The following is a 21,854-nucleotide window of genomic DNA, read 5'->3' on the forward strand; positions in this document are numbered from 1 at the left end:
GTCCCGAATGGACGTGACCCAATTCACTGGCGCAGGTGGGGGATTAAGTGCAACAGGTGCGTAATACGGGCAAGTCGGGCGCACCCTTGGTGTCCACCCGGTCCACATAAGGTGCTACTTGTCCGTAAAGGTGCCGACGTGTCGACGAAGCCCGCGGCTATGTGGCCCGGATACGTGTTCGCGCGTGTTGGTGCGCGTTCGCGATCATTCGGGGAACGTGCGAGTTCACCCCGCCGTCCGTGGAATCCTTTTCTCCCAGGTGCGGTGGAACACGACTTCGTCGCCGTCCTTGCAGATCACTTCGTTCGCGGTGGTGAAGTCCGCCTCGTCGCAGGTGGTTTCGGAGTGCGATTCGACGCTCGCGTCCCACGGCAGATCCGGTCGGTGCAGACGGATGAACCAGTCCGATCGGGCGCGGGCCGACAACGGGTCCGACTCGTCGATCGTGTATGTGTCCAGGGCCTCTTCGGTGAATTCGAGGCCGTCGGGATACACCCGGGTTCCGCCGTACCGCGGGTCCACCTCCAGACGCCACTCGCCCTTGGCGACATCGCGGATGACGAGGCGTTCGGGGCGCGGCTCGTCCAGTGTCGCGGGGAAGTTCACCCCCATGGGCTCCGCCTGCTCCGGTTCCTCGAAGGAGATGGACGGGTCCGACTCCTGTGCGCGGAGCGGGAGTTCCAGCACGCTCCCCGAAGGGGTGAGGGTGAAGCCCGCCTCCGAACCTGGCTGGGGCCAGATCCACGGCCAGTACGCGGAGGAGACGGCGAGACGGATGCGATGGCCCGCAGGGATGGCGTGGCCGATGGCGTTCAGGTCGAGAACCACGTCCTCCGTAGAGCCGGGTTTCCAGGGGATCACCTGGTCACGGCCATGACGGGATGACAGGTTCAGGGCCCCTCGGGTGACGAGGGTCGAGGAGCCGTCGGGGGCCACGTCGCAGATTCGGGCCACTACTTGTCCTCGCGTCGCCTCCGTAGTGAGCCTCAACCGCACGCGCGGGCGGCCCAGCACCCAGATCTCCTCAGGGACCTCGAAGTCGAAGCACGCCGACTTCGCGTCCTCGTCCCGCTGGTCGGGCGGCAGGTCCGCGTCGTTGCCGAAGGGAAAGAAGCGGCCCGCGTCCAGCCCCGTGTGCTGAGGCGACCGCACCACCACGGGCTCACCCTTGAGGGCGTACGTCACCGGGGCCACCAGGGGAGAGGGCCAGGCCGGATCGCCGACCCAGCGGCCCGGCAGTGCCGGGTACACCGTCGCGGGCGGGTGGGAGTCGCTGACGTACGAGCGCAGGAGCGGCTCCGACATGATCCCGGTCTCCGTGCCCTTGAGCCAGTGGTCCCACCACCGCAGCGTCTCCTGGAGGAAGCCGATCGCCGGGCCGGGCGGCAGCCCCCGGTCGGGGTACTGGTGCGACCACGGCCCGATGATCCCCCGTACGCGGTCCGCCGGGAGGTGTTCCACGAGGCGCAGGACCGCGTCCCGGTACGGGTCGTGCCAGCCGCCGACCGTGAGCACCGCCGCCCGGATCGCCGAGTAGTCCTCGCACACGCTGCCGTGGCGCCAGTGGTCGTCCCTCGTCTGGTGCTCCAGCCAGGTGTGCAGGAACGGATCGACGGTCTCCAGTCGTTTGATCCACAGGTCGTGCCAGACCTCGCCCACGTACACCGGATCCGGCGGGCGGGAGACGAACGCGAGCATCGTCGCCGCCCACGCGTGCATGTCGACGGCGAGTACGGAACCACCCATGTAGTGCACATCGTTGTCATAGCGGTCGTCCGTCGAGCAGACCGCGACGACCGCCTTGAGCGGTTCGGGCGCGAGGGCCGCGATCTGGAGGGAGTTGAAGCCGCCCCAGGAGATGCCGAACATGCCGACCTTGCCGGAGCACCAGGGCTGGGCGGCGAGCCAGTTGACGACCTCGACCCCGTCGGCCAGCTCGGTCGCCGAGTACTCGTCGCCCGGCAGCCCCTCGGAGTTGCCGTGCCCACGGACGTCCACGCGTACGGAGGCATAGCCGTGCCCGGCGTACCAGGGATGACGCTGCCGGTCGCGCGGCGCCGTCCAGTCGGTCAGGCGGTAGGGGAGGTATTCGAGCAGGGCCGGTACGGGTTCGTCGGTGAGCGGGCGCCACACGCGCGCGTAGAGCCTGGTTCCGTCCGGGAGGGGGACGCGGAGGTCGTGGTGAGTCGTCTCGTAGGGAAAGGACGTACGGATGCGCATGGCGGTGACCTCAAGGGCTTCTGGAGTCTCAGTGAACCGGGTGCATCGTGCGGCGCAGCCAGGGCGCGGCGGCGATCACGAGCAGGCCCGCGGCGACCGCGATCGCGCCGTTGACGCCGAAGTAGGCGGGCTTGGAGACGTCGTCGTAGAGCTTCACGGTCTGGGCCTGGATGCCGTTGGCGAGGGCCAGCGAGAGGAACCAGAGGGACATCGTCTGGCTGGCGAAAGCCCGCGGGGCGAGCTTCGTGGTGGCCGACATGCCGGAGGTCTCCAGGAGGATGTCGCCGAGCCCCAGCAGGAAGTACGAGCCGACGATCCACCAGGCGGACATCAGGTAGTCCCCGTTGTCGTGGCCCGAGGTCGGCAGCACCATCAGGAGGAAGGACAGGCCTCCCAGCACCACCCCGAACGCGATCTTGTTGGAGGCGTGCGGCTGGCTGTGCCCCATCCGGACCCACAGCGCGGCCACGACCGGGGCGAGCGCCACCTCGAAGGCGCCCAGGGCGGACGCGTACCAGCTGGCGGGGAAGTCGAAGCCGAGGATCGTCGTCTCGGCGTTCGACGCGGCCAGCAGCATCATCGTCGAGTACGCCTGGAAGAGGATGAAGTTGAAGACCGTGGAGGCCAGGAACAGCACGATGTACGGGCGCAGTCGGCCGCGCTCCTCGGGCGCCACCCGGGCGCTCCTGAACATCACCGCGAAGTAGACCACCGGCGCGATCACCGAGATCAGGGTCAGCAGGTCCACGAAGCGGCCCATGGTCAGCCATCCGGCGGCCGTCAGCAGGACCGCGAGGACGGCCGCCACCAGGCCCAGGGCGATCAGACGAACCGCCCTGCGCATCGACGCCGGCGGCAGCGCGAATTCGGCCGCGTTTCTGCGTCCGGCCGCGTTCGTTCGTCCGGCCAGGTGACGGCGGCCCGTGACGTACTGGATCAGGCCGAGGGTCATACCGACCGCGGCCGCCGAGAAGCCCCAGTGCCAGCCCTGGTGGTCGCCGAGCCGGCCGGTGATCAGCGGCCCCGCGAAGGCGCCGATGTTGATCGCCATGTAGTACACGGCGAAACCGGCGTCGCGGCGGTCGTCGTCGGTGCGGTAGAGCTTGCCGACCATGGTGGCGACGTTCGGCTTCAGCAGGCCCGTGCCCGCGCTGATCAGGCCGAGTCCCGCCCAGGTCACCCGCGGTGGGCACCGCCATGGCGTAGTGACCGCAGGCGATCAGGACGCCGCCCCACAGGACCGCCCGGTACGAGCCGAGGATGCGGTCGGCCAGCCGGCCGCCGGCCACCGAGACCAGATAGACCAGCGTTCCGTACGCGGCCGAGACGGACGCGGCCGTTCCGGCGGACATGCCCATGCCGCCGTGGGCCACCGTGTCCGCGAAGTACAGGACGAGGATCGCCTGCATCCCCAGGAACGAGAACCGCTCCCAGACCTCCAGGCCCGAGAGGGTCAGCAGGCCCCTGGGCTGCCCGAAGAAGGAGTGGTCGGCCGCAAGGTCCGAGGGCGGGCCCCAGGGTTCCGGGTCGGGGTCGGGGTCGGCTTCGATCGTGTCGCGGGACAAGGGGCATCACTTCCTGAAAAGTCGCTCGCTTTCAGGACGTATCACATGGATCGGCCGTATCGGTGATATCTGAAGATCAAGAACATACCTTCCGTGATCGGATACCGCCCGGCTGGAACGAGGGGGTAAAAGGGGGCACGCGGAGCGTGTCAGGCAGGGTGATAGCAGGTGACGGGCGGGCGCTCGTTGTGATCGAAAGGCGACCGGATACGCTGACTTGAGTGCGAGCAGCGACACATCGACAAACACTCACAACATCCGCAGCACCCGGCACACTCAGAGCATCCGGACACCGCCGTTGAGAGCATCAGCAGACAGGAGACCCTCGTGACCGTCGTCGGGCCGTTCGGGCTGAGCGTGCGGGACCAGGCTCTCGAAGCCGATGTCCAGGCCGGATTGGCGGCTGTCGAGGAGGGACTGCTCGAAGCCACGAAGAGTGAGGTCCCGTTCATCACGGAGGCCGCGCAGCACCTCGTGCGCGCCGGCGGCAAGCGGTTCCGGCCGCTGCTCGTGACGCTCGCCGCACAGTTCGGTGACCCGTTCGCGCCGGGTGTCGTGCCCTCGGCCGTGGTCGTCGAGCTGACCCACCTCGCCACGCTTTACCACGACGACGTGATGGACGAGGGGGAGGTGCGCCGCGGCGTGCCCAGCGCCAACATCCGCTGGGGCAACTCGGTCGCGGTCCTCACCGGCGACTTCCTCTTCGCCCGCGCCTCGCACATACTGGCCGACCTCGGCCCCGAGGCCGTACGCGTCCAGGCGGAGGCGTTCGAGAGGCTGGTCACCGGCCAGATCCTGGAGACGGCGGGCCCGCGCGACGGGCGCGACCCGATCGACCACTACATGGACGTGCTCAGCGGCAAGACCGGCTCGCTGATCGCCGTGGCGGGACGATTCGGCGCGATGATGTCGGGCGCCGACGAGACGGTCGTCGACGTGCTGACGCAGTACGGCGAGCGGCTCGGCGTCGCCTTCCAGCTCGCCGACGACGTGCTGGACATCGCCAGCGACTCGCACGAGTCCGGCAAGACGCCGGGCACCGACCTGCGCGAAGGCATCCCGACGATGCCGGTGCTGCGGCTGCGTGAGCGCGTGGAACGGCTGGGGCTCGCCGAGGACATCGCACTGTCCGAGCTGCTCGCCTCGGACCTGTCGGACGACGCGCGGCACGCGGAGGCGCTGGCCAGGCTGCGCGTGCACCCCGCCCTGGACCACGCCCGCCGTGACACCGTGCGGTACGCGGAGGACGCCCGCGCCACGCTGGCACCGCTCCCGGAGTGCGAAGCGAAGACCGCACTGGTGGAGCTGTGCGACGCGGTGGTGCACCGGGCGGGCTGACCTGCGCGTCTGGCCGTCTTCCGCAAGATCCCCTCGGGATTCTCCCGCAAGGCACTCCAGTGTGTGACACAGGTCACGACCCTGGAATGAGTCCAATCTAGGATCCGTTCCGTAGTTCATTCACAGAAGCTGACGCAGGGGGTGTCAGTGGAACTACGGGGAGAAAAAAGAATCATGGGGACGATTGTTGCGTTCGCACAGCGTCGTAAGAGCCTCGTCATGACCGGCGTCGCGGTGGCCACCGCGGCCGGAGTCGCCGCCGCCGTCATCCCGGCGGTCGCCGACAGCGGGAGCGCCGGAAAGGGTTCCAGCGCGAGCGCGGGCCACTCGGGGCACGGGGATCAGTCCATCGAGGTACAGAGCGGCGCTCTCGCCGGCGGCAGCGGCGGCACCATCCTCGCCGCGAGCCTGAACGGTGCCAACGAGGTGCCGGTGCAGGGCGGCCCCGCCGTCGGTGACAAGGACGGCGCGGCGCTCGAGTTCGTCAAGGTCAAGGGGGACAAGGTGTCCGTCGCCGTCAAGTGGCGCGGCACCGGCAAGCCGACCCTGCTCCACATCCACCAGGGCGCCAAGGGGGTCAACGGCGGTATCAAGGTCGACTTCACCAAGCTGCTGGACAACGCCAAGGGCCGCACGGTCACCGGCACGGTCAAGGTCAAGGACGCCGCCCTGCTCAGCAGGCTGAAGGCCGACCCGGGCAGCTTCTACGCCAATCTGCACACCGCCGAGTTCCCGGGCGGAGCCGTCCGCGGCCAGCTCCACAAGGTCACGACGAACTTCGACTTCCGGCACGCGCTGAACAACTTCCAGGCGTCCGTCATCAAGGGCAAGCAGATCTACGAGTGCAAGAAGGCGGCCGACGGCACCACGGGCTTCGCCCAGCGTGACGTGCTCGCCGTGCTCGGCGGTCCCATCGCGCACTCGTTCGTGAAGCCCAACTCGGGTACGCCGCAGTGGATCGCGGTCGACCGCAGCGCGGTCACCGGTGCGGTGATCTCCAAGACCCCGAACGGCGACAAGAACATCCCCGAACTGGATCTCAGGGCCACGCAGTCCGGCAAGCACCGGGGGCAGCTCGCGCACACCGCGGAGATCCTGCGGCTGAACACCGTGGGCGGGGTGGCTCCGGCCGGGTCCTGCAAGGTGGGCAAGATCGTGGGAGTGCCGTACGGGGCGGACTACGTGTTCGTGAACCGGTGAGCCAGAGAGCTGGTGGGCCGGTGAACCGGTGGGCTGCTGAGCCGATGGGGCTGGTAAGCCGGTGAGGCTGATGAACGGATGCGGTGGACAGCCCGCTGACCACCGGCTGATCCACCGGATCCGGAAGCGACCCACTCGGATCTGAAAGGGTTTCACCCGGCTCCGACGTGTTACCCGGATGGCGTCTCCCCCGCCCGACCCTTACGGGTTGGGGGAGGCGCCGTCCGCCTGTCTCATACCGCAGGTGTACGCGGAGTTGGCTCCGAGGTCTGACGCTTTCGTCCGGCCGATTTGGTCAGATTGAACACACCACTTCACAGGAGTTCGGGTGACAATGGCGGCCAGGGTGGACGAGTGCATCAGCCGCCGACGACGGAGGTAGGGCACACATGGCACCGTACGAAGCCGACGACAACACGAACGAGGACCTGCGCACCGGCCGACGCAAAGCCGCGCGGTACGTCGTCCCCGTCGCGGTGGTGGGGGTGGCGGCGGCGACCATCGGGCTGGTCCCGGCGTTCGCAGGGTCCGGCGATCCCGACCTGCCCGACATCACTGCCCAGCAGCTCATCGAGAAGATCGCGGCGTCGGACGTACAGCAGCTGTCCGGCACGGTGAAGATCACCACGGACCTCGGCCTGCCGAGCCTCGGCGGCCTGGAGAGCAGCCTCGGCGGCGGAATGGGCCGGGGCGGCGACGACTCGGGTTCCTCCGCGGACCCATCGTCCAAGCTGCTTGAACTGGCGTCCGGTACGCACACATTGCGCTTCGCGTCCGACGGCGAGGACAAGCAGAAGCTCTCGCTGCTCGACAAGGCCGCCGAATACAGCGTGATCCACAATGGCGACGAGGTGTGGGCGTACGACAGCGCGTCGAACGAGGCGTACCACACGAAGGACTCCTCCTCCGCCTCCGCCGAGAAGGGGACGAAGGACAGGTCCGAGGATGTGCCGGCCACGCCCAAGGAGCTGGCCGACGAGGTACTGAAGGCGTCCGACGACACGACGTCCGTGACCGTCGACGGCACGGCGCAGGTCGCGGGCCGCGACGCCTACAAGCTGCTGATCAAGCCCAAGGAGTCCGGTTCGACGGTCGGCGCGATCTCCATCGCGGTGGACTCGAAGACCGGTCTGCCCCTGAAGTTCACGCTGACCCCGGCGAGCGGCGGCGCGGCCGTCATCGACGCGGGCTTCACCAAGGTCGACTTCTCCAAGCCGGCCGCGTCCACCTTCGACTTCAGCCCGCCGAAGGGCGCGAAGGTCACCGAGGGCGACGAGCCGCAGTCCGAGGACAAGGCGGACAAGGCGGAGAAGGCGCAGCCCAAGGGCGGCGAGGAGCTCGGCAAGGAGTTCGAAGGCCTGAAGGTCATCGGTAAGGGCTGGACCTCGATAGCCCAGTTCGACACCGGCGGCGAGGGCCTGTCGTCGGAGGGCTCCGGCGGGGGTGACGCGGGCCGTTTCCTCGACTCGCTGGGCGACCAGGTGAGCGGCAAGTTCGGCTCGGGCACGGTCTTCTCGACCCGCCTGGTCAACGCGCTCATCACGGACGACGGCAAGGTCTACGCGGGCGCGGTCACCAAGGACGCGCTGGTGAAGGCGGCCAACGCGGCGAAGTAGGGAACACGGCGAAGTAGAGAACAAGCGGTCCCTGTAGTCCCTTGTTGTAGTCCCTTGTCGGGCAAGGCGAAGCGGGAGAGTCGATGGCGGAACTGTCCACCGGGGACGGGGCCATGGCGGGTGAGGGAGCCACGACGGACGCGGGCGACCCCGCGGAGGCCGGTGGCGCGGCGGCGGACGCGGAAGCGCCCGTGGCCACGGATGCGGCCGCGGCCGCGGAATCCGTCGTGGCCGTGGCCGGCGCCCCGGCCACGGCCCACGCCGCGGCCGTGGCCGTGGGTGGCGTCGTGGCCGCGGGTGACACCGTGATCGCCACCCGCGGCCTCACCAAGCGCTACCGCGGTGGACAGCTCGCCGTCGACGGTCTCGATCTGGCCGTCCCGGCGGGCAGCGTCTTCGGCTTCCTCGGGCCGAACGGCTCCGGCAAGACGACCACCATCAGAATGCTGATGGGCCTGATCGAGCCGACTTCCGGGACGGCGCGCGTGCTGGGGCAGCCCATGCCGCGCGCCACGCGCACCGTGCTGCCGCACGTCGGCGCACTCATCGAGGGACCGGCTCTCTACGGTTTCCTCTCCGGCCGCGACAACCTCCTGCGATACGACTCCGCCGACCCGACCGCCGACCCGCGCACCCGGCGTGCACGCGTCGCGGCGGCGCTCGACCGTGTCGGTCTGACGGCCGCCGCGGGCAAGAAGGCGAAGGCGTACTCCCTGGGGATGAAGCAGCGGCTCGGGCTCGCGGCCGCGCTGTTGCAGCCCCGGCGGCTGCTCGTGCTGGACGAGCCGACCAACGGACTCGACCCGCAGGGGATGCGAGAAATCCGTTCCCTCGTAAGGGAGTTGGCGTCGGACGGCACCACCGTCTTCCTCTCCTCGCATCTGCTCGACGAGATCGAGCAGGTGTGCACACACGCCGCGGTGATGGCCCAGGGGCGGCTGATCACCCAGGGACCGGTGGCCGACCTCGCGGCGGGCGCACGCAGCCGGCTCGTCGTGACGACACCGGATCCGGGCGACGCGGCCCGCGTGCTGAAGGAGCAGGGCGTGGCCGATGTCGTGGTGGCCGAGGACAGCGTGACCGCCGAGCCACCGGACCGCGATCTCGCCGAGGTGAACGCGGCGCTGGTGACGGCGGGTGTCCGCGTCCGGGGCTTCGGGGTCGAACGGGCCTCGCTGGAGGACGCGTTCGTGGCGCTGACGGGGGAGGGATTCGATGTCGCGGGCTGAACTCGTAGAGCCGACGCCCGGCGCCGCGGAGACGGCCGTCGGCACACGGGCGCCGACCCCGCTGTGGACCCTCGGCCTGCTGCGCAACGAACTGCGGACCACGCTCCGGCGGTGGCGGACGATCGCGCTGCTCGGCGTGCTGGCCACGGTGCCGGTGCTGGTCGGGATCGCTGTGAAGATCGAGACGAGCGACGGATCGTCGGCCGGAGGCGGCGGGGGCGAGGGGCCCGCCTTCATCGCGCAGATCACCAACAACGGACTGTTCCTGGTCTTCACCGCGCTGGCCGCCACACTCCCGTTCTTCCTGCCGATGGCGGTCGGCGTCATCGCGGGCGACGCGATCGCGGGCGAGGCCAATGCGGGGACACTGCGCTATCTGCTGGTCGCCCCGGCCGGGCGTACGCGCCTGCTGATAACCAAGTACGCGACCACGCTGGCCTTCTGCGTCATCGCGACCCTGGTGGTGGCGACCTCGGCACTGATCGTGGGTGCGCTGCTGTTTCCCCTGGGTGAGCTGACGACGATCTCCGGCACGCGGATCAGTTTCGGCGAGGGGCTCGGGCGGGCGCTGCTGATCGCGTTGGCCGTCGCCGCGTCTCTGATCGGGGTCGCGGCCCTCGGCCTGTTCGTCTCGACCCTGACGAACAGCGGGATCGCGGCGATGGCGACGACCGTCGGCCTGCTCATCACCGTGCAGATCCTCGACCAGATTCCCCAGCTCCACGCGATCCAGCCGTACTTCTTCTCGCACTACTGGCTGTCCTTCGCCGACCTCATGCGCGACCCGGTCTACTGGGACGACCTGATACGCAACCTGGAACTCCAGGCGCTGTACGCGGCGGTGTTCGGTGCGGCCGCGTGGGCGCGGTTCACGGCGAAGGACATCACCGCGTAGGGCGGCGCACCGGCCATGGGCCCGGCCGGCGGCGGAGGCCCCATATACGGCGGAGGCGTCAGAGACGGCGGAAGCCTCAGAGACGGCGGAAGCCTCAGCTGTAGCTCCGTCAGCTGAGCGTACGACGACTGCATGCGTATGCGGTATATGCACACGCATGCAGTCGTCGGCTACCTGAATGACGGGCCCGCCGGGCCGGAGTCAGCCGGGCCAGCCTCGCCGACTGGAGTGGGCTGGAGTGGGCTGGAGTCAGCCCGGGTCAGTCGATTCAGCTGGGTCAGCTGGGGTGGGCTGGAGCCGGCCGGGAGTGGGTCGGTCTACTCCGAGAGCTCCCATACCGCGTACGCCAGTGCGTCGCTGTTCCGGTTCAGGGCGGTGTCGTTGATGTTCGACGTGGTGTCGCACGAGGAGTGGTAGCAGCGGTCGAACGACTGGCCCGCCGTGCCGCCCCACTTGGTGGCCTGGGCCGCGGACTTGGTGCTGCTGGCGCCGGTGAAGACGCCGCCGACGGGGATGCCCGCGCTCTTGAAGGGGGCGTGGTCCGAGCGGCCGTCGCCCTCGGTCTCGATCTCGGTGGCGACGCCTATACCCGCGTAGAAGTCCTTGAGAGTCTTCTCGATGGCCGGGTCGTCGTCGTAGACGAAGTAGCCGGGGTTCGGCGATCCGATCATGTCGAAGTTGAGATAGCCGCTGATCTTGGCGCGGTTGGCGGTGGTGAGGCCGTTGACGTAGTTGCGCGAGCCGACCATGCCCAGCTCCTCAGCTCCCCACCAGGCGAACCGCAGATGCTTTGTGGGTTGGTACTGGGTGCTGGACACGGTGAGCGCGGCTTCCAGCAGGGCCGCCGAGCCCGAGCCGTTGTCGTTGATGCCGGCCCCCGCGGTGACGCTGTCGAGGTGGGAGCCCGCCATGACGACCTGGTTGGCGTCGCCGCCGGGCCAGTCGGCGATCAGGTTGTAGCCGACGCGGCTGGAGGCGGTGAACTGCTGGATGGTCGTGGTGAACCCGGCCGCGTCCAGCTTGGCCTTCACGTAGTCGAGGGACGCCTTGTATCCGGTGCGGCCATGGGCGCGGTTGCCACCGTTGGCGGTGGCGATGGACTGCAGTTGGGTGAGGTGGGCCTTGACGTTGGCGACGGGTATGTCGGGTGCGGCGGCCACGCGCGCGGGCGCGGCGTCGGCTATCGCGCTCGTGGTGAGGAGGGCGGCGACGGCTATGACCGCGGCACCTGTGACACGTCTGGGAACAGAGAGCTTCATTGTGGGGGGCTCCGAATTCCTTACGGGAATGGGTGCCTGATGGTGAAGCTGAGGCTGATGTTCCGTCAAGAGCGCAATTCGGTCAAGGGTGTTCGCATAACGGATCCCTGCAGTTCACCCGACGCGGAGTCTCGCGGCGTTCCTGGCGGCTGGCTCCCGGCTGGCTCCCTGCTGCCGGGGCGGGCGGGCTGCTGGCGGTGCTCCGGGGGTGCCGCGGCGGCAGTGGGCGGGCCGCCGCCCGTTGCCGCCGACGGGCGGGCGACCTGGTTGCCGGTTGTCGCGGATGGGCGGCCGCCGCGGTTGCCCCGGGCGGGCGGCCTCCCGGTTGTCGCGAACGGACGGCCGCCCCGTTTGCCGAGGGTCGTCGCGTGGGTCAGTGCGTGGGTCAGTGCACGCAGAACTCGTTCCCCTCCGGGTCCTCCATCACCACCCACTCGCCGCCCTGTTCCTTCACCTCCCGGAGCACCGCCGCCCCCAGCCCGGTCAGCCGCGCGACCTCCGCCTCCCGCTGCCTGTCCCCGGTGTGTACGTCGATGTGCAGCCGGTTCTTCACCGTCTTCGGCTCCGGCACGCGCTGGAAGAGCAGCCGTCGTCCGAGTCCGGTCCCGCTGTCCTTGTCGTACGGATCGTCGGGGTGGCGTACGGCCGCGAGGTCCCGCCAGGCTCGGCGGCCGTGCGACTCGACGGTGATCTCGGGCGGGACGGCGCCGAAACCGAGCAGGCGCTCGACCAGGGCGCTGTGGTCCTCGACCAGATAGCCGAGGGTGGCGGCCCAGAAGTCGGACTGGGCGTGTGGATCGGCGGCGTCGATGACGAGCTTCCAGTGCAGGGGTGCCGGTGTCGACGGGGGTGTCTGGGGCTGAGGCTGGGACGCGGGCTGGGGCTGGGTCTCGGTCATGTAACCAGTTATAGTAGTTACGTGAGTGAGTACGCAATGAAGTCGCACGGGCTGACTCTCGTGTCGCACGGGGGGAAGTCGTTCCGCTTCGATCCCGGGGCGCTGTGCATGGAGCTCGTGACGACGGGCGGGCCGGGAGAGTTCGCGCGGTACGAGGTGCTGCACGAGCCCGCGGATCTGGTGCGCTGGGTGGAGCGCAGTCGGCTTTCGGAGGGTCTTGAAGTGACTGTCACGGAAGAGGAGTTGGCGAAAACGCGGGCCTTGCGCGACGCGATTTTCCTGCTTGCCGCCGACCGGGCCCACGGTCGGCCCCCGCAGGCCCGTCACTTCGACGTCGTCAACGCCGCCGCGGCCGGGGCGCCGCTTGCCGCCCGTATCGAGGCGGACGGTTCGCGCGGGTGGGCGCCGGGGGCCACCGGTGCGCGGCTGCTCGCCACCGTTGCCCGGGACGCGGTGGAACTGTTCACCGGCCCGTACGCGGACCGGATCCGTGAGTGCGGGTCCCACAACTGCGCTCTGCTCTTCGTCGACACCTCGCGGCCCGGGCGGCGGCGCTGGTGCGCCATGGAGCACTGCGGCAACCGTCAGAAGGTACGGGCGCATCGTGCCCGCCGAGCCGAAGGAGACGACTGATGCCTACCGGACTCACTCAGGACGCGGGCTGGAATGTCGGGGTGTCCCGCACGCTGCCCCATCCTCCGGAAGCCGTATGGGAGTTCATCGCGAGCCCCGTGGGGATCGAGCTCTGGCTCGGGGAGGGGGTGATGGAAGGGGTGCGGGCGGAGTTGGGCTGAGGCGGGGTGGTTCGCCCCCGCCGCCCCTACCCATTCCCGTCACTTACTCGGGGGCTCCGCCCCCGAACCCCCGCTCCTCAAACGCCGGAGCGGCTGAGGATTTCGCAGTCCGGGGCCGACAACTCAGCCCGTCCGGCGTTTGAGGACGAGGCCGTTCAGGCCGATAAGCGGGGGTCTGGGGGCGCAGCCCCCAGAAGGGGACGGGAAGGGTAGGGGCGGCGGGGGCGAAGAATCCCCCCTCAGACACCCACCCACCTGCCCGTCATAAGCTTCCCGAGCCGCCGCGATCTCCTTCTGGTGCGCGTACGAAGCCGCCGACGGCCGGAGCGCCTGCCTCAGCTACCACCACCGTAGCCACTGCCGCCACTGCCGACTTCCGCGGCCGTCCCCGACGCGTCCGCCAACCCCACCCCACAGGCCATGAGTTAACGGCTGGCCACACCGGATTTCGCCATACTGTTCGCATGACCGCAGACGCCTCCGCCTCGTCCGCCCAGTCCGCGCAGCCCGCCCACTCCCATCCCCATGCGCGCCCCCAGCGCACCCGCGTCGTCATCGTGGGGGCGGGACCCGCTGGACTCACCCTCGCCAACATCCTTCGGGCCGCTTCCGTCGACTGCGTGGTGCTGGAGAACGAGAGCCGGGAGTTCATCGAGCAGCGGCCGCGCGCGGGCTTCCTGGAGGAGTGGGCGGTCCGCGCGCTGGAGCGGCGCGGCCTCGCGGACCGGCTCCTGGAGAACGCCGTGGCGCACTCCGAGTGCGAGTTCCGGTTCGCCGGAGAGCGCCACAGGTTCCCGTACACCGATGTCTCGGGCCACCGTCACTACGTGTATCCGCAGCCGCTGCTGGTGACGGACCTGGTGCGCGAGTACGCGGACGTCCGGGGCGGCGACATCCGTTTCGGCGTCCGCGACGTCGAGCCGGCCGGGATCGACGCGGATCAGACCGATCGCATGGATCAGACGTATCAGATGTATCAGGCGGGCCGGCCGTCGGTGACGTACACGGATCCCGAGACGGGCGAACGCGTCCGCCTCGACTGCGAGTTCATCGCGGGGTGCGACGGCGCACGCGGTGTGACCCGTGACCTCATGCCCGCGGAGCACGTCACCGTCGCCCGGCACGACTTCGGCGTCGGCTGGCTGGCGCTGCTGGCCGAGGCGCCGCCGTCCTCCGCCTGCGTCGTCTTCGGCATCCATCCGCGCGGGTTCGCCGGCCACATGGCGCGCAGCCCGCAGGTCACCCGCTACTACCTGGAGTGTCCGCCCGACGACGACCCGGAGGACTGGTCGCACGAGCGCGTATGGGCCGAACTCCACGCCCGCCTCGCCGCGGACGGGGCCCAGCCGCTCAACGAGGGCAACCTGATCGAGAAGCGCGTCCTCGCCATGCACAACTACGTGGTGGAGCCCATGGCGTACGGGCGGCTGTATCTGGCCGGCGACTCGGCGCACCTCCTCGCACCGATCGGCGCGAAGGGCATGAACCTCGCGATCCACGACTCCCTGCTGCTCGGCGACGCGCTCGTCGCGTACTACGGCACGGGGGACGACAGCGGGCTGCGCGGCTATTCGGCGGCCTGTCTCCGGCGGGGGTGGCAGTACCAGGAGTTCTCGCAGTGGCTCTCCGAGGTGTACCACGGCGCCTCGTCCGGCGACCCCTTCAAGGCGGGAACCTCCATGGCCAGGCTGCGGCGGATCCTCGCCTCACCCCCCGCGGCACTCGTCTTCGCGGATCTGTTCCTCGGCAAGGACACGGATTACTGACGTCGGAGACCGCCGACGACAGCGGTCACCCATTACTTGTTCGTGCTCGTGCTGGTGCTGGTGCCAGTAGCCGGGCTCGCGCCCGCCGCCTCCCGGGCCGCTTCCGTGGCGGCGTTGGCAGCGGCGGCGGTAGCCGCAGTGGCCGCGGTGGCCGCCTCGCGCAGCACCATCCTGGACCTCCGCGCCGTCCGCAGCGCATCCCACGTCAGCAGCGACAACGCGGCCCACACCAGCGCGAACCCGGCCCACCGTTCGGCGGGCATCGCCTCGTGGAAGTACAGGATGCCGAGCAGGAACTGCAGCGCGGGCGCGAGGTACTGGAGCAGTCCCAGCGTCGACAGCGGTACCCGGATCGCCGCCGCCCCGAAGCACACGAGCGGCAACGCGGTCACCACGCCGGTCGCGGCCAGCAGTGCCGCGTGACCGGTGCCCTCGCCGCCGAAGGTCGCGTCGCCCCGGGACGACAGCCACAGCAGATAGCCGAGCGCGGGCAGGAACTGGATCGCGGTCTCCGCGGCCAGTGACTCCAGACCGCCGAGGTTGACCTTCTTCTTCACCAGCCCGTACGTCGCGAAGGAGAAGGCGAGGCAGAGGGAGATCCACGGCGGTTGGCCGTACCCGACGGTCAGTACGAGCACCGCGGCGAAGCCGATACCCACCGCCGCCCACTGTGCCGGCCGCAGCCGCTCCTTCAGGAGCAGGACGCCCATCGCGATGGTGACGAGCGGGTTGATGAAGTAGCCGAGGGACGCCTCGACCACGTGGCCGGCGTTCACGGCCCAGATGTAGACACCCCAGTTGACCGTGATGGTGGCCGCCGCGATGGTGATCAGGCCCATCCTGCGCGGCTCCCGCAGCAGGGGACCGGCCCAGGCCCAGCGCCGCATCACGACGAGCGCGATCAACACCACGCCCAGCGACCACACCATGCGGTGCGCGAGGATCTCCGCCGCTCCCGCGGGTTCGAGGAGCGGCCAGAAGAGGGGGACGAGCCCCCACATGCCGTACGCCGCGAAGCCGTTCAGCAGACCGATCCGCTGTTCGCCCTTGGAATCCAGCCCTATGTGCTGTGCGCCCTTGGATTCCACCGGCACGGCCCCTCCCTCTCACCAGGCTGCGAACGCGTGGTGTCCGAACCACGCGCAGCCTTCAAGAAGGTAGCGCCGAGCACCCCCACCTGTCATGTACGTATCGCTATACGGTCATGACAGACGGGGGTGCTTCCCGTGGGGCAACGTGGGTGCGTCCCGCGGGGCAACGGGAGTGCTCCCCGTGGAGCGGGGTGTCAGCCCTTCAGCGCCACCGCGATCGACTCCGCGATCGGCGTGGTCGGCCGGCCGGTCAGCCGGGACAGGTCACCGGTGGAGACGACCAGTTCGCCCTTCTCGATCGACGTGTCGACGCCGGCCAGGATCGCGGCGAGCGGCTCGGGGAGCCCGGCGCCGGTCAGGATGCCCTGGTAGGCCTCGACGGGGACGGAGTGGTAGGCGATCTCCTTGCCGGACGCCTTGGCCACCTCGGCCGCGTACTCGGCGAAGCCCCACGCCGTGTCGCCGCCCAGCTCGTACGTCTTGTTCTCGTGGCCCTCGCCGGTCAGGACGGCCACGGCGGCGGCCGCGTAGTCCGCGCGGGAGGCCGAAGAGATCCTGCCCTCGCCGGCCGCCTGGGTGACGGCGTTGTACTCGAGGACGGGGGCGAGGTTCTCGGTGTAGTTCTCGTTGTACCAGCCGTTGCGCAGCAGGGCGTACGTCACGCCGGACTCCAGGATCGCCGCCTCGGTGCCCCGGTGGTCGTCGGCCAGCGCGGCCGTCAGGCTGCCGGGGGCGCTGGTGTACGCGAGGAGCGCGACGCCGGCGGCCTTGGCGGCGTCGAGGACGACCTTGTGCTGGGCGACGCGGCCCTTGTCGAACTCGTTGCCGGAGATGAGCAGCACCTTGTCGCCGGCGGCGAAGAGGCCGTCGAAGGTCTCGGGAGCGTTGTAGTCGGCGACCGCGATCCTCACGCCGCGGGCCGCGAAGCCCGCCGCCTTCTCCTCGCTGCGGACGACGGCCGTGATCCGGTCGGCCGGCACCTTCTCCAGCAGGCCCTCGATGACGAAGCGGCCGAGGTGTCCGGTGGCTCCGGTGACGACAATGCTCATGGTGGAAACAACTCCTTGTGGGGTGGGTATGGCACTAACCATAGGAGCTGCACTAACTGAGGGAAAGTACCCACTTTGAAGTAAGGTACTGGCATGACCGTAAGTACTTCAGCAGCCAGCGGATCCGCAGCCGACAGGAGCGCGGGCGCAGTCGGCACGTACGACACCGGCGAGGCGATGTGCCCGTACCGCCTGGTCCTGGAGCACGTCACCAGCCGCTGGGGCGTCCTCGTACTGATCGAGCTCCTTGATCGTCCCTACCGCTTCAGCGAGCTGCGCCGCGCGATCGGCAGGGTCAGCGAGAAGATGCTCACCCAGACCCTGCAGACCCTGGAGCGCGACGGGCTGGTCCACCGGGACGCCAAGCCGGTCATCCCGCCGCGCGTCGACTACTCGCTGACCGACCTGGGCCGCGAGGCCGCCGAACAGGTGAAGGCGCTCGCGGGCTGGACCGAGGAGCGGATGGACGCCGTACTGAAGGCCCGCCAGACATACGACGAGCTGAAGGCCCGCCAGGCAAACGGCGAGGCCCGGTCCTGAGAAAGCGGGACCGGGCCTCGCGGAGTGCCGCCGTCTAGTGCGTTGGCCACGAACGTTCGCCGGGTCTGGTGATACGCCGGTCGATGTCCGGGGTGCCTGGGTCTGTCAGTCTCACTCTCGATAGCGACGTGGTTGTCGTGGGGAGTGAGGTCATGCATGGCAGAGCCGGTCAGAGCACGGCGGTTGACTGATCAAGAGGGCCAGAGACTGCAGCAGATCGTCCGGCGGGGCCGCCATGAGTCCGTACGGGTCCGTCGGGCACTGATCATCATGGCGTCGGCGTCGGGCACTCCCGTGGCGGCGATCGCACGGCTGGCCGCCGCGCACGAGGACACCGTCCGGGACGTGATCCATGCGTTCAACGAGAAGGGCCTGGCCGCGCTGGACCCTCGGTGGGCGGGAGGCCGTCCCCGCCTGATCAGCGATGACGAACGCGAGTTCATCATCGCGACGGCCAGGACCCGCCCAGTCACGCTGGGACGCCCGTTCACGCACTGGAGCCTTCGCAAGCTCACCGAGTACCTGGCCCGCAACCGGGTCCGGACGGTGAAGGTCGGCCGGGAACGACTGCGGCAGATCCTGCGCGAGCACGGGATCTCGTTTCAGCGGACCCGCACCTGGAAGGAGTCCAGGGATCCCGACAAGGACGCCAAACTCGACCGCATCGAGCACGTGACCAGCCGTTTCCTGGACCGGTGCTTCGCGTTCGACCAGTTCGGTCCGCTGTCGATCCGGCCCTGCCACGGCTCCGGCTGGGCCGGGGAGAAGAAACCGGACCGGCTGCCGGCCACCTATCACCGCACTCACGGTATCCGGTACTTCCACGGCTGCTATTCCCTCGGCGATGACCAGTTGTGGGGCGTGACCCGCCGCCGCAAAGGCGGTGACCACAGCCTCTCGGCGCTGAAGTCGATCCGGGCCGCCCGCCCCGACGGCGCCCCCGTCTACGTGATCATGGACAATTTGTCGGCGAACAAGACCCCGGCCATCCGGACCTGGGCCAGGAAGAACAAGGTCGAGTTGTGCCTGACGCCGACGAGCGCGTCGTGGGCCAACCCGATCGAGGCTCAGTTCGGGCCCCTGCGCAACTTCGTCATGGGCAACTCCAACCACCCCAACCACACCGTCCTGTCCTGGAAGCTTCAGGACTACCTGCGCTGGCGCAACGCCAACGCCCGTCACCCCGACGTCCTGGCCGCCCAGCGCCGCGAACGCGCCAAGGTCCGCAGCGAACGCCAGCAACGCTGGGGCCGACCACGACCCAAAGCCGCCTGATCAAACCCGGCGAACGTTCGTGGCCAACGCACTAGCCGACGACCGTCCAGGTGTCCCCGCCCGCGAGCAGTGCCGAGAGGTCGCCCTTGCCGTTCTGCTCGATGGCTGTGTCGAGCTGGTCGGCCATCTGCGTGTCGTAGACCGGGCGGTCGACGGACCTCAGGACGCCGATCGGTGTGTGGTGCAGTGTGTCCGGGTCGGCGAGGCGGGAGAGCGCGAACGCCGTGGTCGGCGAGGGGGAGTGCGCGTCGTGAACCAGGATCCGCGACTCGTTCTCCGCGGTGACGGTGACGACCTTCAGGTCACCGGTCACAGCGTCGCGCACGACGCCCTTGGAGCCGAGACCGCTGTCGAGCGGTGCCCCGAAACGGATCTGCTTCCCGTGCTCCAGGCGGATCACCGCCTCCTCGGCCTGCTGCCGGTCCTTCAGGACCTCGAACGCGCCGTCGTTGAAGATGTTGCAGTTCTGGTAGATCTCGACGAGGGCCGTGCCCGGGTGGGCTGCCGCCTGCCGCAGCACCTCCGTCAGGTGCTTGCGGTCGGAGTCCACGGTCCGCGCCACGAACGACGCCTCCGCGCCGATCGCCAGCGACACCGGGTTGAAAGGCGCGTCCAGCGAGCCCATCGGCGTCGACTTCGTGATCTTGCCGACCTCTGAAGTCGGGCTGTACTGGCCCTTGGTGAGCCCGTAGATCCGGTTGTTGAACAGCAGGATCTTCAGGTTCACGTTCCGCCGGAGCGCGTGGATCAGGTGGTTGCCGCCGATGGACAGCGCATCGCCGTCACCGGTCACCACCCAGACGCTCAGGTCCCGGCGGGAGGAGGCGAGTCCGGTCGCGATGGCGGGCGCGCGGCCGTGGATGGAGTGCATCCCGTACGTGTTCATGTAGTACGGGAAGCGGGACGAGCACCCGATGCCCGAGACGAAGACGATGTTCTCCTTGGCGAGGCCCAGTTCGGGCATGAAGCCCTGCACCGCCGCGAGGACCGCGTAGTCACCGCAGCCGGGGCACCAGCGCACTTCCTGATCGGACTTGAAGTCCTTCATGGACTGCTTGGCCTCGGCCTTGGGCACCAGAGTGAGCGCCTCGATCGTGCCCGGGCCTTCCGTGGTCGTCTCAGCCATCGATGGCCTCCTTGAGAGCCGTGGCGAGCTGCTCAGCCTTGAACGGCATACCGTTCACCTGGTTGTACGAGTGGGCGTCCACCAGGTACTTCGCCCGGACCAGCGTGGCCAGCTGGCCGAGGTTCATCTCCGGGATGACCACCGTCTCGTAACGCTTCAGCACCGTGCCGAGATTCCCCGGGAACGGGTTGAGGTGCCGCAGATGCGCCTGCGCGATCGGCTCCCCGGCCGCCCGCAGCCGCCGTACCGCCGCCGTGATGGGCCCGTACGTCGAACCCCAGCCCAGGACGAGCGTGGTGGCGCCGTGCGGGTCGTCGACCTCGACATCCGGTACGTCGATGCCGTCGATCTTCGCCTGACGCGTACGCACCATGAAGTCGTGGTTGGCCGGGTCGTACGAGATGTTGCCCGTGCCGTCCTGCTTCTCGATGCCTCCGATGCGGTGCTCCAGACCGGGCGTGCCCGGGATGGCCCACGGGCGGGCCAGGGTCTGCGGGTCGCGCTTGTACGGCCAGAAGACCTCGGTGCCGTCGTCCAGGGTGTGGTTCGGTCCCTGGGCGAACTGCACGCGCAGGTCGGGGAGTTCGTCGGTGTCGGGGATCCGCCAGGGCTCGCTGCCATTGGCCAGGTAGCCGTCGGAGAGGAGCAGGACCGGCGTGCGGTAGGTGAGTGCGATCCGGGCCGCTTCGATGGCCGCCTCGAAACAGTCGGCGGGCGTCTGCGGGGCCACGATCGGGACCGGCGCCTCGCCGTTGCGCCCGAACATCGCCTGGAGCAGGTCGGCCTGCTCGGTCTTGGTGGGCAGACCGGTCGAGGGGCCGCCGCGCTGGATGTCGATGACCAGCAGCGGCAGTTCGAGCGAGACGGCGAGCCCGATCGTCTCCGATTTCAGGGCCACGCCCGGGCCGGACGTCGTCGTCACGGCCAGCGAGCCGCCGAAGGCCGCCCCCAGCGCCGCGCCGATACCCGCGATCTCGTCCTCGGCCTGGAAGGTCCGTACGCCGAAGTTCTTGTGCTTGCTGAGTTCGTGCAGGATGTCCGAGGCCGGGGTGATCGGATACGAGCCCAGGTAGAGGGGCAGGTCCGCCTGGGTCGAGGCCGCGATCAGGCCGTAGGACAGGGCCAGGTTCCCGGAGATGTTGCGGTAGGTGCCGGTCGGGAAGGCCGCGGTGGCCGGCGCGATCTCGTACGAGACCGCGAAGTCCTCGGTCGTCTCGCCGAAGTTCCAGCCCGCGCGGAACGCGGCGATGTTGGCCGCCGCGATGCCGGGTTTCTTGGCGAACTTGGTGGCCAGGAACTTCTCGGTGCCCTCGGTCGGCCGGTGGTACATCCAGCTCAGCAGACCGAGCGCGAACATGTTCTTGCTGCGCTCCGCCTCCTTGCGGGAGAGGTCGAAGTCCTTGAGCGCCTCGACGGTCAGCGTGGTGAGCGGGACGGGGTGGACGCTGTAGCCGTCCAGCGAACCGTCCTCCAGGGGGCTCGCGGCGTAACCGACCTTCGCCATCGCCCGTTTGGTGAACTCGTCCGTGTTGACGATGATCTCCGCGCCGCGCGGCACGTCGGCGATGTTCGCCTTCAGCGCGGCCGGATTCATCGCCACGAGGACGTTCGGCGCGTCGCCCGGAGTGAGGATGTCGTGGTCCGCGAAATGCAGCTGGAAAGACGAAACGCCCGGCAGGGTACCTGCGGGCGCGCGGATCTCGGCGGGGAAGTTCGGCAGTGTCGAAAGGTCGTTTCCGAAGGATGCCGTTTCGGAGGTGAAGCGGTCTCCGGTGAGCTGCATTCCGTCACCGGAGTCCCCCGCGAACCGGATGATCACCCGGTCCAGCCGACGTACGTCCTTCTCGCCCGCCGGTTTGCGCTGTTCTCCTACGACGGCTTCGTCGGCTTCGTCGGCATGCTCCGCTGGACTGCTGACCTGACTGGTCACTGAAGTGAACCTCCTTCGAGGCGGCTGCCCGGGAACGGCCCTCCCGCAGGCCATCCCAGATCC

General features: G+C 69.2%; 16 protein-coding genes and 2 pseudogenes. 10 read left to right on the forward strand and 8 right to left on the reverse strand.

Going from position 1 to position 21,854, the window contains the following annotated elements; translation table 11 throughout:
• Nucleotides 1-225: 225 nt before the first annotated feature.
• Nucleotides 226-2,220 carry a CocE/NonD family hydrolase gene (locus OHA11_RS27560; RefSeq protein WP_266500836.1) on the reverse strand — a complete coding sequence of 665 codons (1,995 nt, stop codon included), beginning with the start codon at nt 2,218-2,220 and terminating at the stop codon, nt 226-228.
• Nucleotides 2,221-2,248: 28 nt separating this feature from the next.
• Nucleotides 2,249-3,770 (reverse strand): annotated as a pseudogene (locus OHA11_RS27565) (peptide MFS transporter).
• 342 nt (nt 3,771-4,112) lie between these two features.
• On the opposite strand from OHA11_RS27565, the gene OHA11_RS27570 reads away from it, so the two are divergent.
• The 5 genes from OHA11_RS27570 to OHA11_RS27590 all read left to right on the forward strand — a co-directional run bounded on the left by OHA11_RS27570 (nt 4,113) and on the right by OHA11_RS27590 (nt 10,063).
• Nucleotides 4,113-5,123: a polyprenyl synthetase family protein gene (locus OHA11_RS27570; protein ID WP_266500838.1), complete on the forward strand. Its 1,011-nt coding sequence runs from the start codon at nt 4,113-4,115 to the stop codon at nt 5,121-5,123.
• 174 nt (nt 5,124-5,297) lie between these two features.
• Entirely contained in the window at nt 5,298-6,323 is a 1,026-nt protein-coding gene (locus tag OHA11_RS27575; RefSeq protein WP_266500840.1) for a CHRD domain-containing protein, read from the forward strand.
• A 389-nt stretch (nt 6,324-6,712) separates the two neighbouring features.
• Nucleotides 6,713-7,939 (forward strand): sigma-E factor regulatory protein RseB domain-containing protein, encoded by a 1,227-nt coding sequence (locus OHA11_RS27580; protein ID WP_266500842.1) that lies wholly within the window; start codon nt 6,713-6,715, stop codon nt 7,937-7,939.
• Between the two features lie 83 nt (nt 7,940-8,022).
• Entirely contained in the window at nt 8,023-9,168 is a 1,146-nt protein-coding gene (locus tag OHA11_RS27585; RefSeq protein ID WP_266500843.1) for an ABC transporter ATP-binding protein, read from the forward strand.
• Nucleotides 9,155-10,063 carry an ABC transporter permease gene (locus OHA11_RS27590; protein ID WP_266500845.1) on the forward strand — a complete coding sequence of 303 codons (909 nt, stop codon included), beginning with the start codon at nt 9,155-9,157 and terminating at the stop codon, nt 10,061-10,063. The genes OHA11_RS27585 and OHA11_RS27590 overlap by 14 nt, the downstream gene beginning before the upstream one ends.
• Before the next feature lie 317 nt (nt 10,064-10,380).
• Here OHA11_RS27590 and OHA11_RS27595 read toward each other — a convergent pair whose 3' ends face one another.
• Both OHA11_RS27595 and OHA11_RS27600 read right to left on the reverse strand, forming a co-directional pair.
• Complete coding sequence (locus tag OHA11_RS27595) at nt 10,381-11,322, reverse strand: M28 family metallopeptidase (protein WP_266500846.1); 942 nt, start codon at nt 11,320-11,322, stop codon at nt 10,381-10,383.
• A 385-nt stretch (nt 11,323-11,707) separates the two neighbouring features.
• Nucleotides 11,708-12,220, reverse strand: coding sequence for a VOC family protein (locus OHA11_RS27600; protein WP_266500848.1), 513 nt, complete (start codon nt 12,218-12,220; stop codon nt 11,708-11,710).
• Between the two features lie 36 nt (nt 12,221-12,256).
• Here OHA11_RS27600 and OHA11_RS27605 point away from each other — a divergent pair, with 36 nt between their 5' ends.
• From OHA11_RS27605 to OHA11_RS27615, 3 genes and pseudogenes are all read left to right on the forward strand, one after another.
• Nucleotides 12,257-12,853 (forward strand): ABATE domain-containing protein, encoded by a 597-nt coding sequence (locus OHA11_RS27605; RefSeq protein WP_266507500.1) that lies wholly within the window; start codon nt 12,257-12,259, stop codon nt 12,851-12,853.
• Nucleotides 12,853-12,981, forward strand: a pseudogene (locus OHA11_RS27610) (SRPBCC domain-containing protein); the annotation flags it as partial. The gene OHA11_RS27605 and the pseudogene OHA11_RS27610, both read left to right, overlap by 1 nt.
• Nucleotides 12,982-13,478: 497 nt before the next feature.
• A complete protein-coding gene (locus OHA11_RS27615; RefSeq protein ID WP_266500850.1) occupies nt 13,479-14,780 on the forward strand; it encodes a 4-hydroxybenzoate 3-monooxygenase in 1,302 nt (433 codons plus the stop codon).
• Between the two features lie 32 nt (nt 14,781-14,812).
• Here the strand turns inward: OHA11_RS27615 and rarD are convergent, their stop codons facing one another.
• Both rarD and OHA11_RS27625 read right to left on the reverse strand, forming a co-directional pair.
• Complete coding sequence (rarD, locus tag OHA11_RS27620) at nt 14,813-15,844, reverse strand: EamA family transporter RarD (protein ID WP_266507502.1); 1,032 nt, start codon at nt 15,842-15,844, stop codon at nt 14,813-14,815.
• Nucleotides 15,845-16,065: 221 nt separating this feature from the next.
• Nucleotides 16,066-16,920: an SDR family oxidoreductase gene (locus OHA11_RS27625; RefSeq protein WP_266500851.1), complete on the reverse strand. Its 855-nt coding sequence runs from the start codon at nt 16,918-16,920 to the stop codon at nt 16,066-16,068.
• A 177-nt stretch (nt 16,921-17,097) separates the two neighbouring features.
• On the opposite strand from OHA11_RS27625, the gene OHA11_RS27630 reads away from it, so the two are divergent.
• Together OHA11_RS27630 and OHA11_RS27635 are read left to right on the forward strand one after the other, a co-directional pair.
• On the forward strand, nt 17,098-17,460 hold the full coding sequence (locus OHA11_RS27630; protein WP_266507504.1) for a helix-turn-helix domain-containing protein: 363 nt from the start codon (nt 17,098-17,100) through the stop codon (nt 17,458-17,460).
• A gap of 156 nt (nt 17,461-17,616) precedes the next feature.
• Entirely contained in the window at nt 17,617-18,735 is a 1,119-nt protein-coding gene (locus OHA11_RS27635) for an IS630 family transposase (RefSeq protein ID WP_266493617.1), read from the forward strand.
• 31 nt (nt 18,736-18,766) lie between these two features.
• On the opposite strand, the gene OHA11_RS27640 is transcribed toward OHA11_RS27635, so the two are convergent.
• A complete protein-coding gene (locus OHA11_RS27640; protein ID WP_266500852.1) occupies nt 18,767-19,861 on the reverse strand; it encodes a 2-oxoacid:ferredoxin oxidoreductase subunit beta in 1,095 nt (364 codons plus the stop codon).
• Nucleotides 19,854-21,791, reverse strand: coding sequence for a 2-oxoacid:acceptor oxidoreductase subunit alpha (locus OHA11_RS27645; RefSeq protein WP_266500854.1), 1,938 nt, complete (start codon nt 21,789-21,791; stop codon nt 19,854-19,856). Before OHA11_RS27645 ends, OHA11_RS27640 begins: the two co-directional genes overlap by 8 nt.
• Between the last annotated feature and the right edge of the window lie 63 nt (nt 21,792-21,854).

The sequence above is a fragment of the Streptomyces sp. NBC_00878 genome (assembly GCF_026341515.1).
Taxonomy (GTDB): domain Bacteria; phylum Actinomycetota; class Actinomycetes; order Streptomycetales; family Streptomycetaceae; genus Streptomyces.

Bases quoted from the DNA above. Each gene is read 5' to 3' on its own strand.
- OHA11_RS27575 (WP_266500840.1), top strand. From the start codon at position 5,298: ATGGGGACGATTGTTGCGTTCGCACAGCGTCGTAAGAGCCTCGTCATG.
- OHA11_RS27590 (WP_266500845.1), top strand. From the start codon at position 9,155: ATGTCGCGGGCTGAACTCGTAGAGCCGACGCCCGGCGCCGCGGAGACG.
- OHA11_RS27585 (WP_266500843.1), top strand. From the start codon at position 8,023: ATGGCGGAACTGTCCACCGGGGACGGGGCCATGGCGGGTGAGGGAGCC.
- OHA11_RS27560 (WP_266500836.1), bottom strand. From the start codon at position 2,220: ATGCGCATCCGTACGTCCTTTCCCTACGAGACGACTCACCACGACCTC.
- OHA11_RS27600 (WP_266500848.1), bottom strand. From the start codon at position 12,220: ATGACCGAGACCCAGCCCCAGCCCGCGTCCCAGCCTCAGCCCCAGACA.
- OHA11_RS27640 (WP_266500852.1), bottom strand. From the start codon at position 19,861: ATGGCTGAGACGACCACGGAAGGCCCGGGCACGATCGAGGCGCTCACT.
- OHA11_RS27625 (WP_266500851.1), bottom strand. From the start codon at position 16,920: ATGAGCATTGTCGTCACCGGAGCCACCGGACACCTCGGCCGCTTCGTC.
- OHA11_RS27630 (WP_266507504.1), top strand. From the start codon at position 17,098: ATGTGCCCGTACCGCCTGGTCCTGGAGCACGTCACCAGCCGCTGGGGC.
- OHA11_RS27595 (WP_266500846.1), bottom strand. From the start codon at position 11,322: ATGAAGCTCTCTGTTCCCAGACGTGTCACAGGTGCCGCGGTCATAGCC.
- OHA11_RS27580 (WP_266500842.1), top strand. From the start codon at position 6,713: ATGGCACCGTACGAAGCCGACGACAACACGAACGAGGACCTGCGCACC.
- OHA11_RS27605 (WP_266507500.1), top strand. From the start codon at position 12,257: ATGAAGTCGCACGGGCTGACTCTCGTGTCGCACGGGGGGAAGTCGTTC.
- OHA11_RS27635 (WP_266493617.1), top strand. From the start codon at position 17,617: ATGGCAGAGCCGGTCAGAGCACGGCGGTTGACTGATCAAGAGGGCCAG.
- OHA11_RS27615 (WP_266500850.1), top strand. From the start codon at position 13,479: ATGACCGCAGACGCCTCCGCCTCGTCCGCCCAGTCCGCGCAGCCCGCC.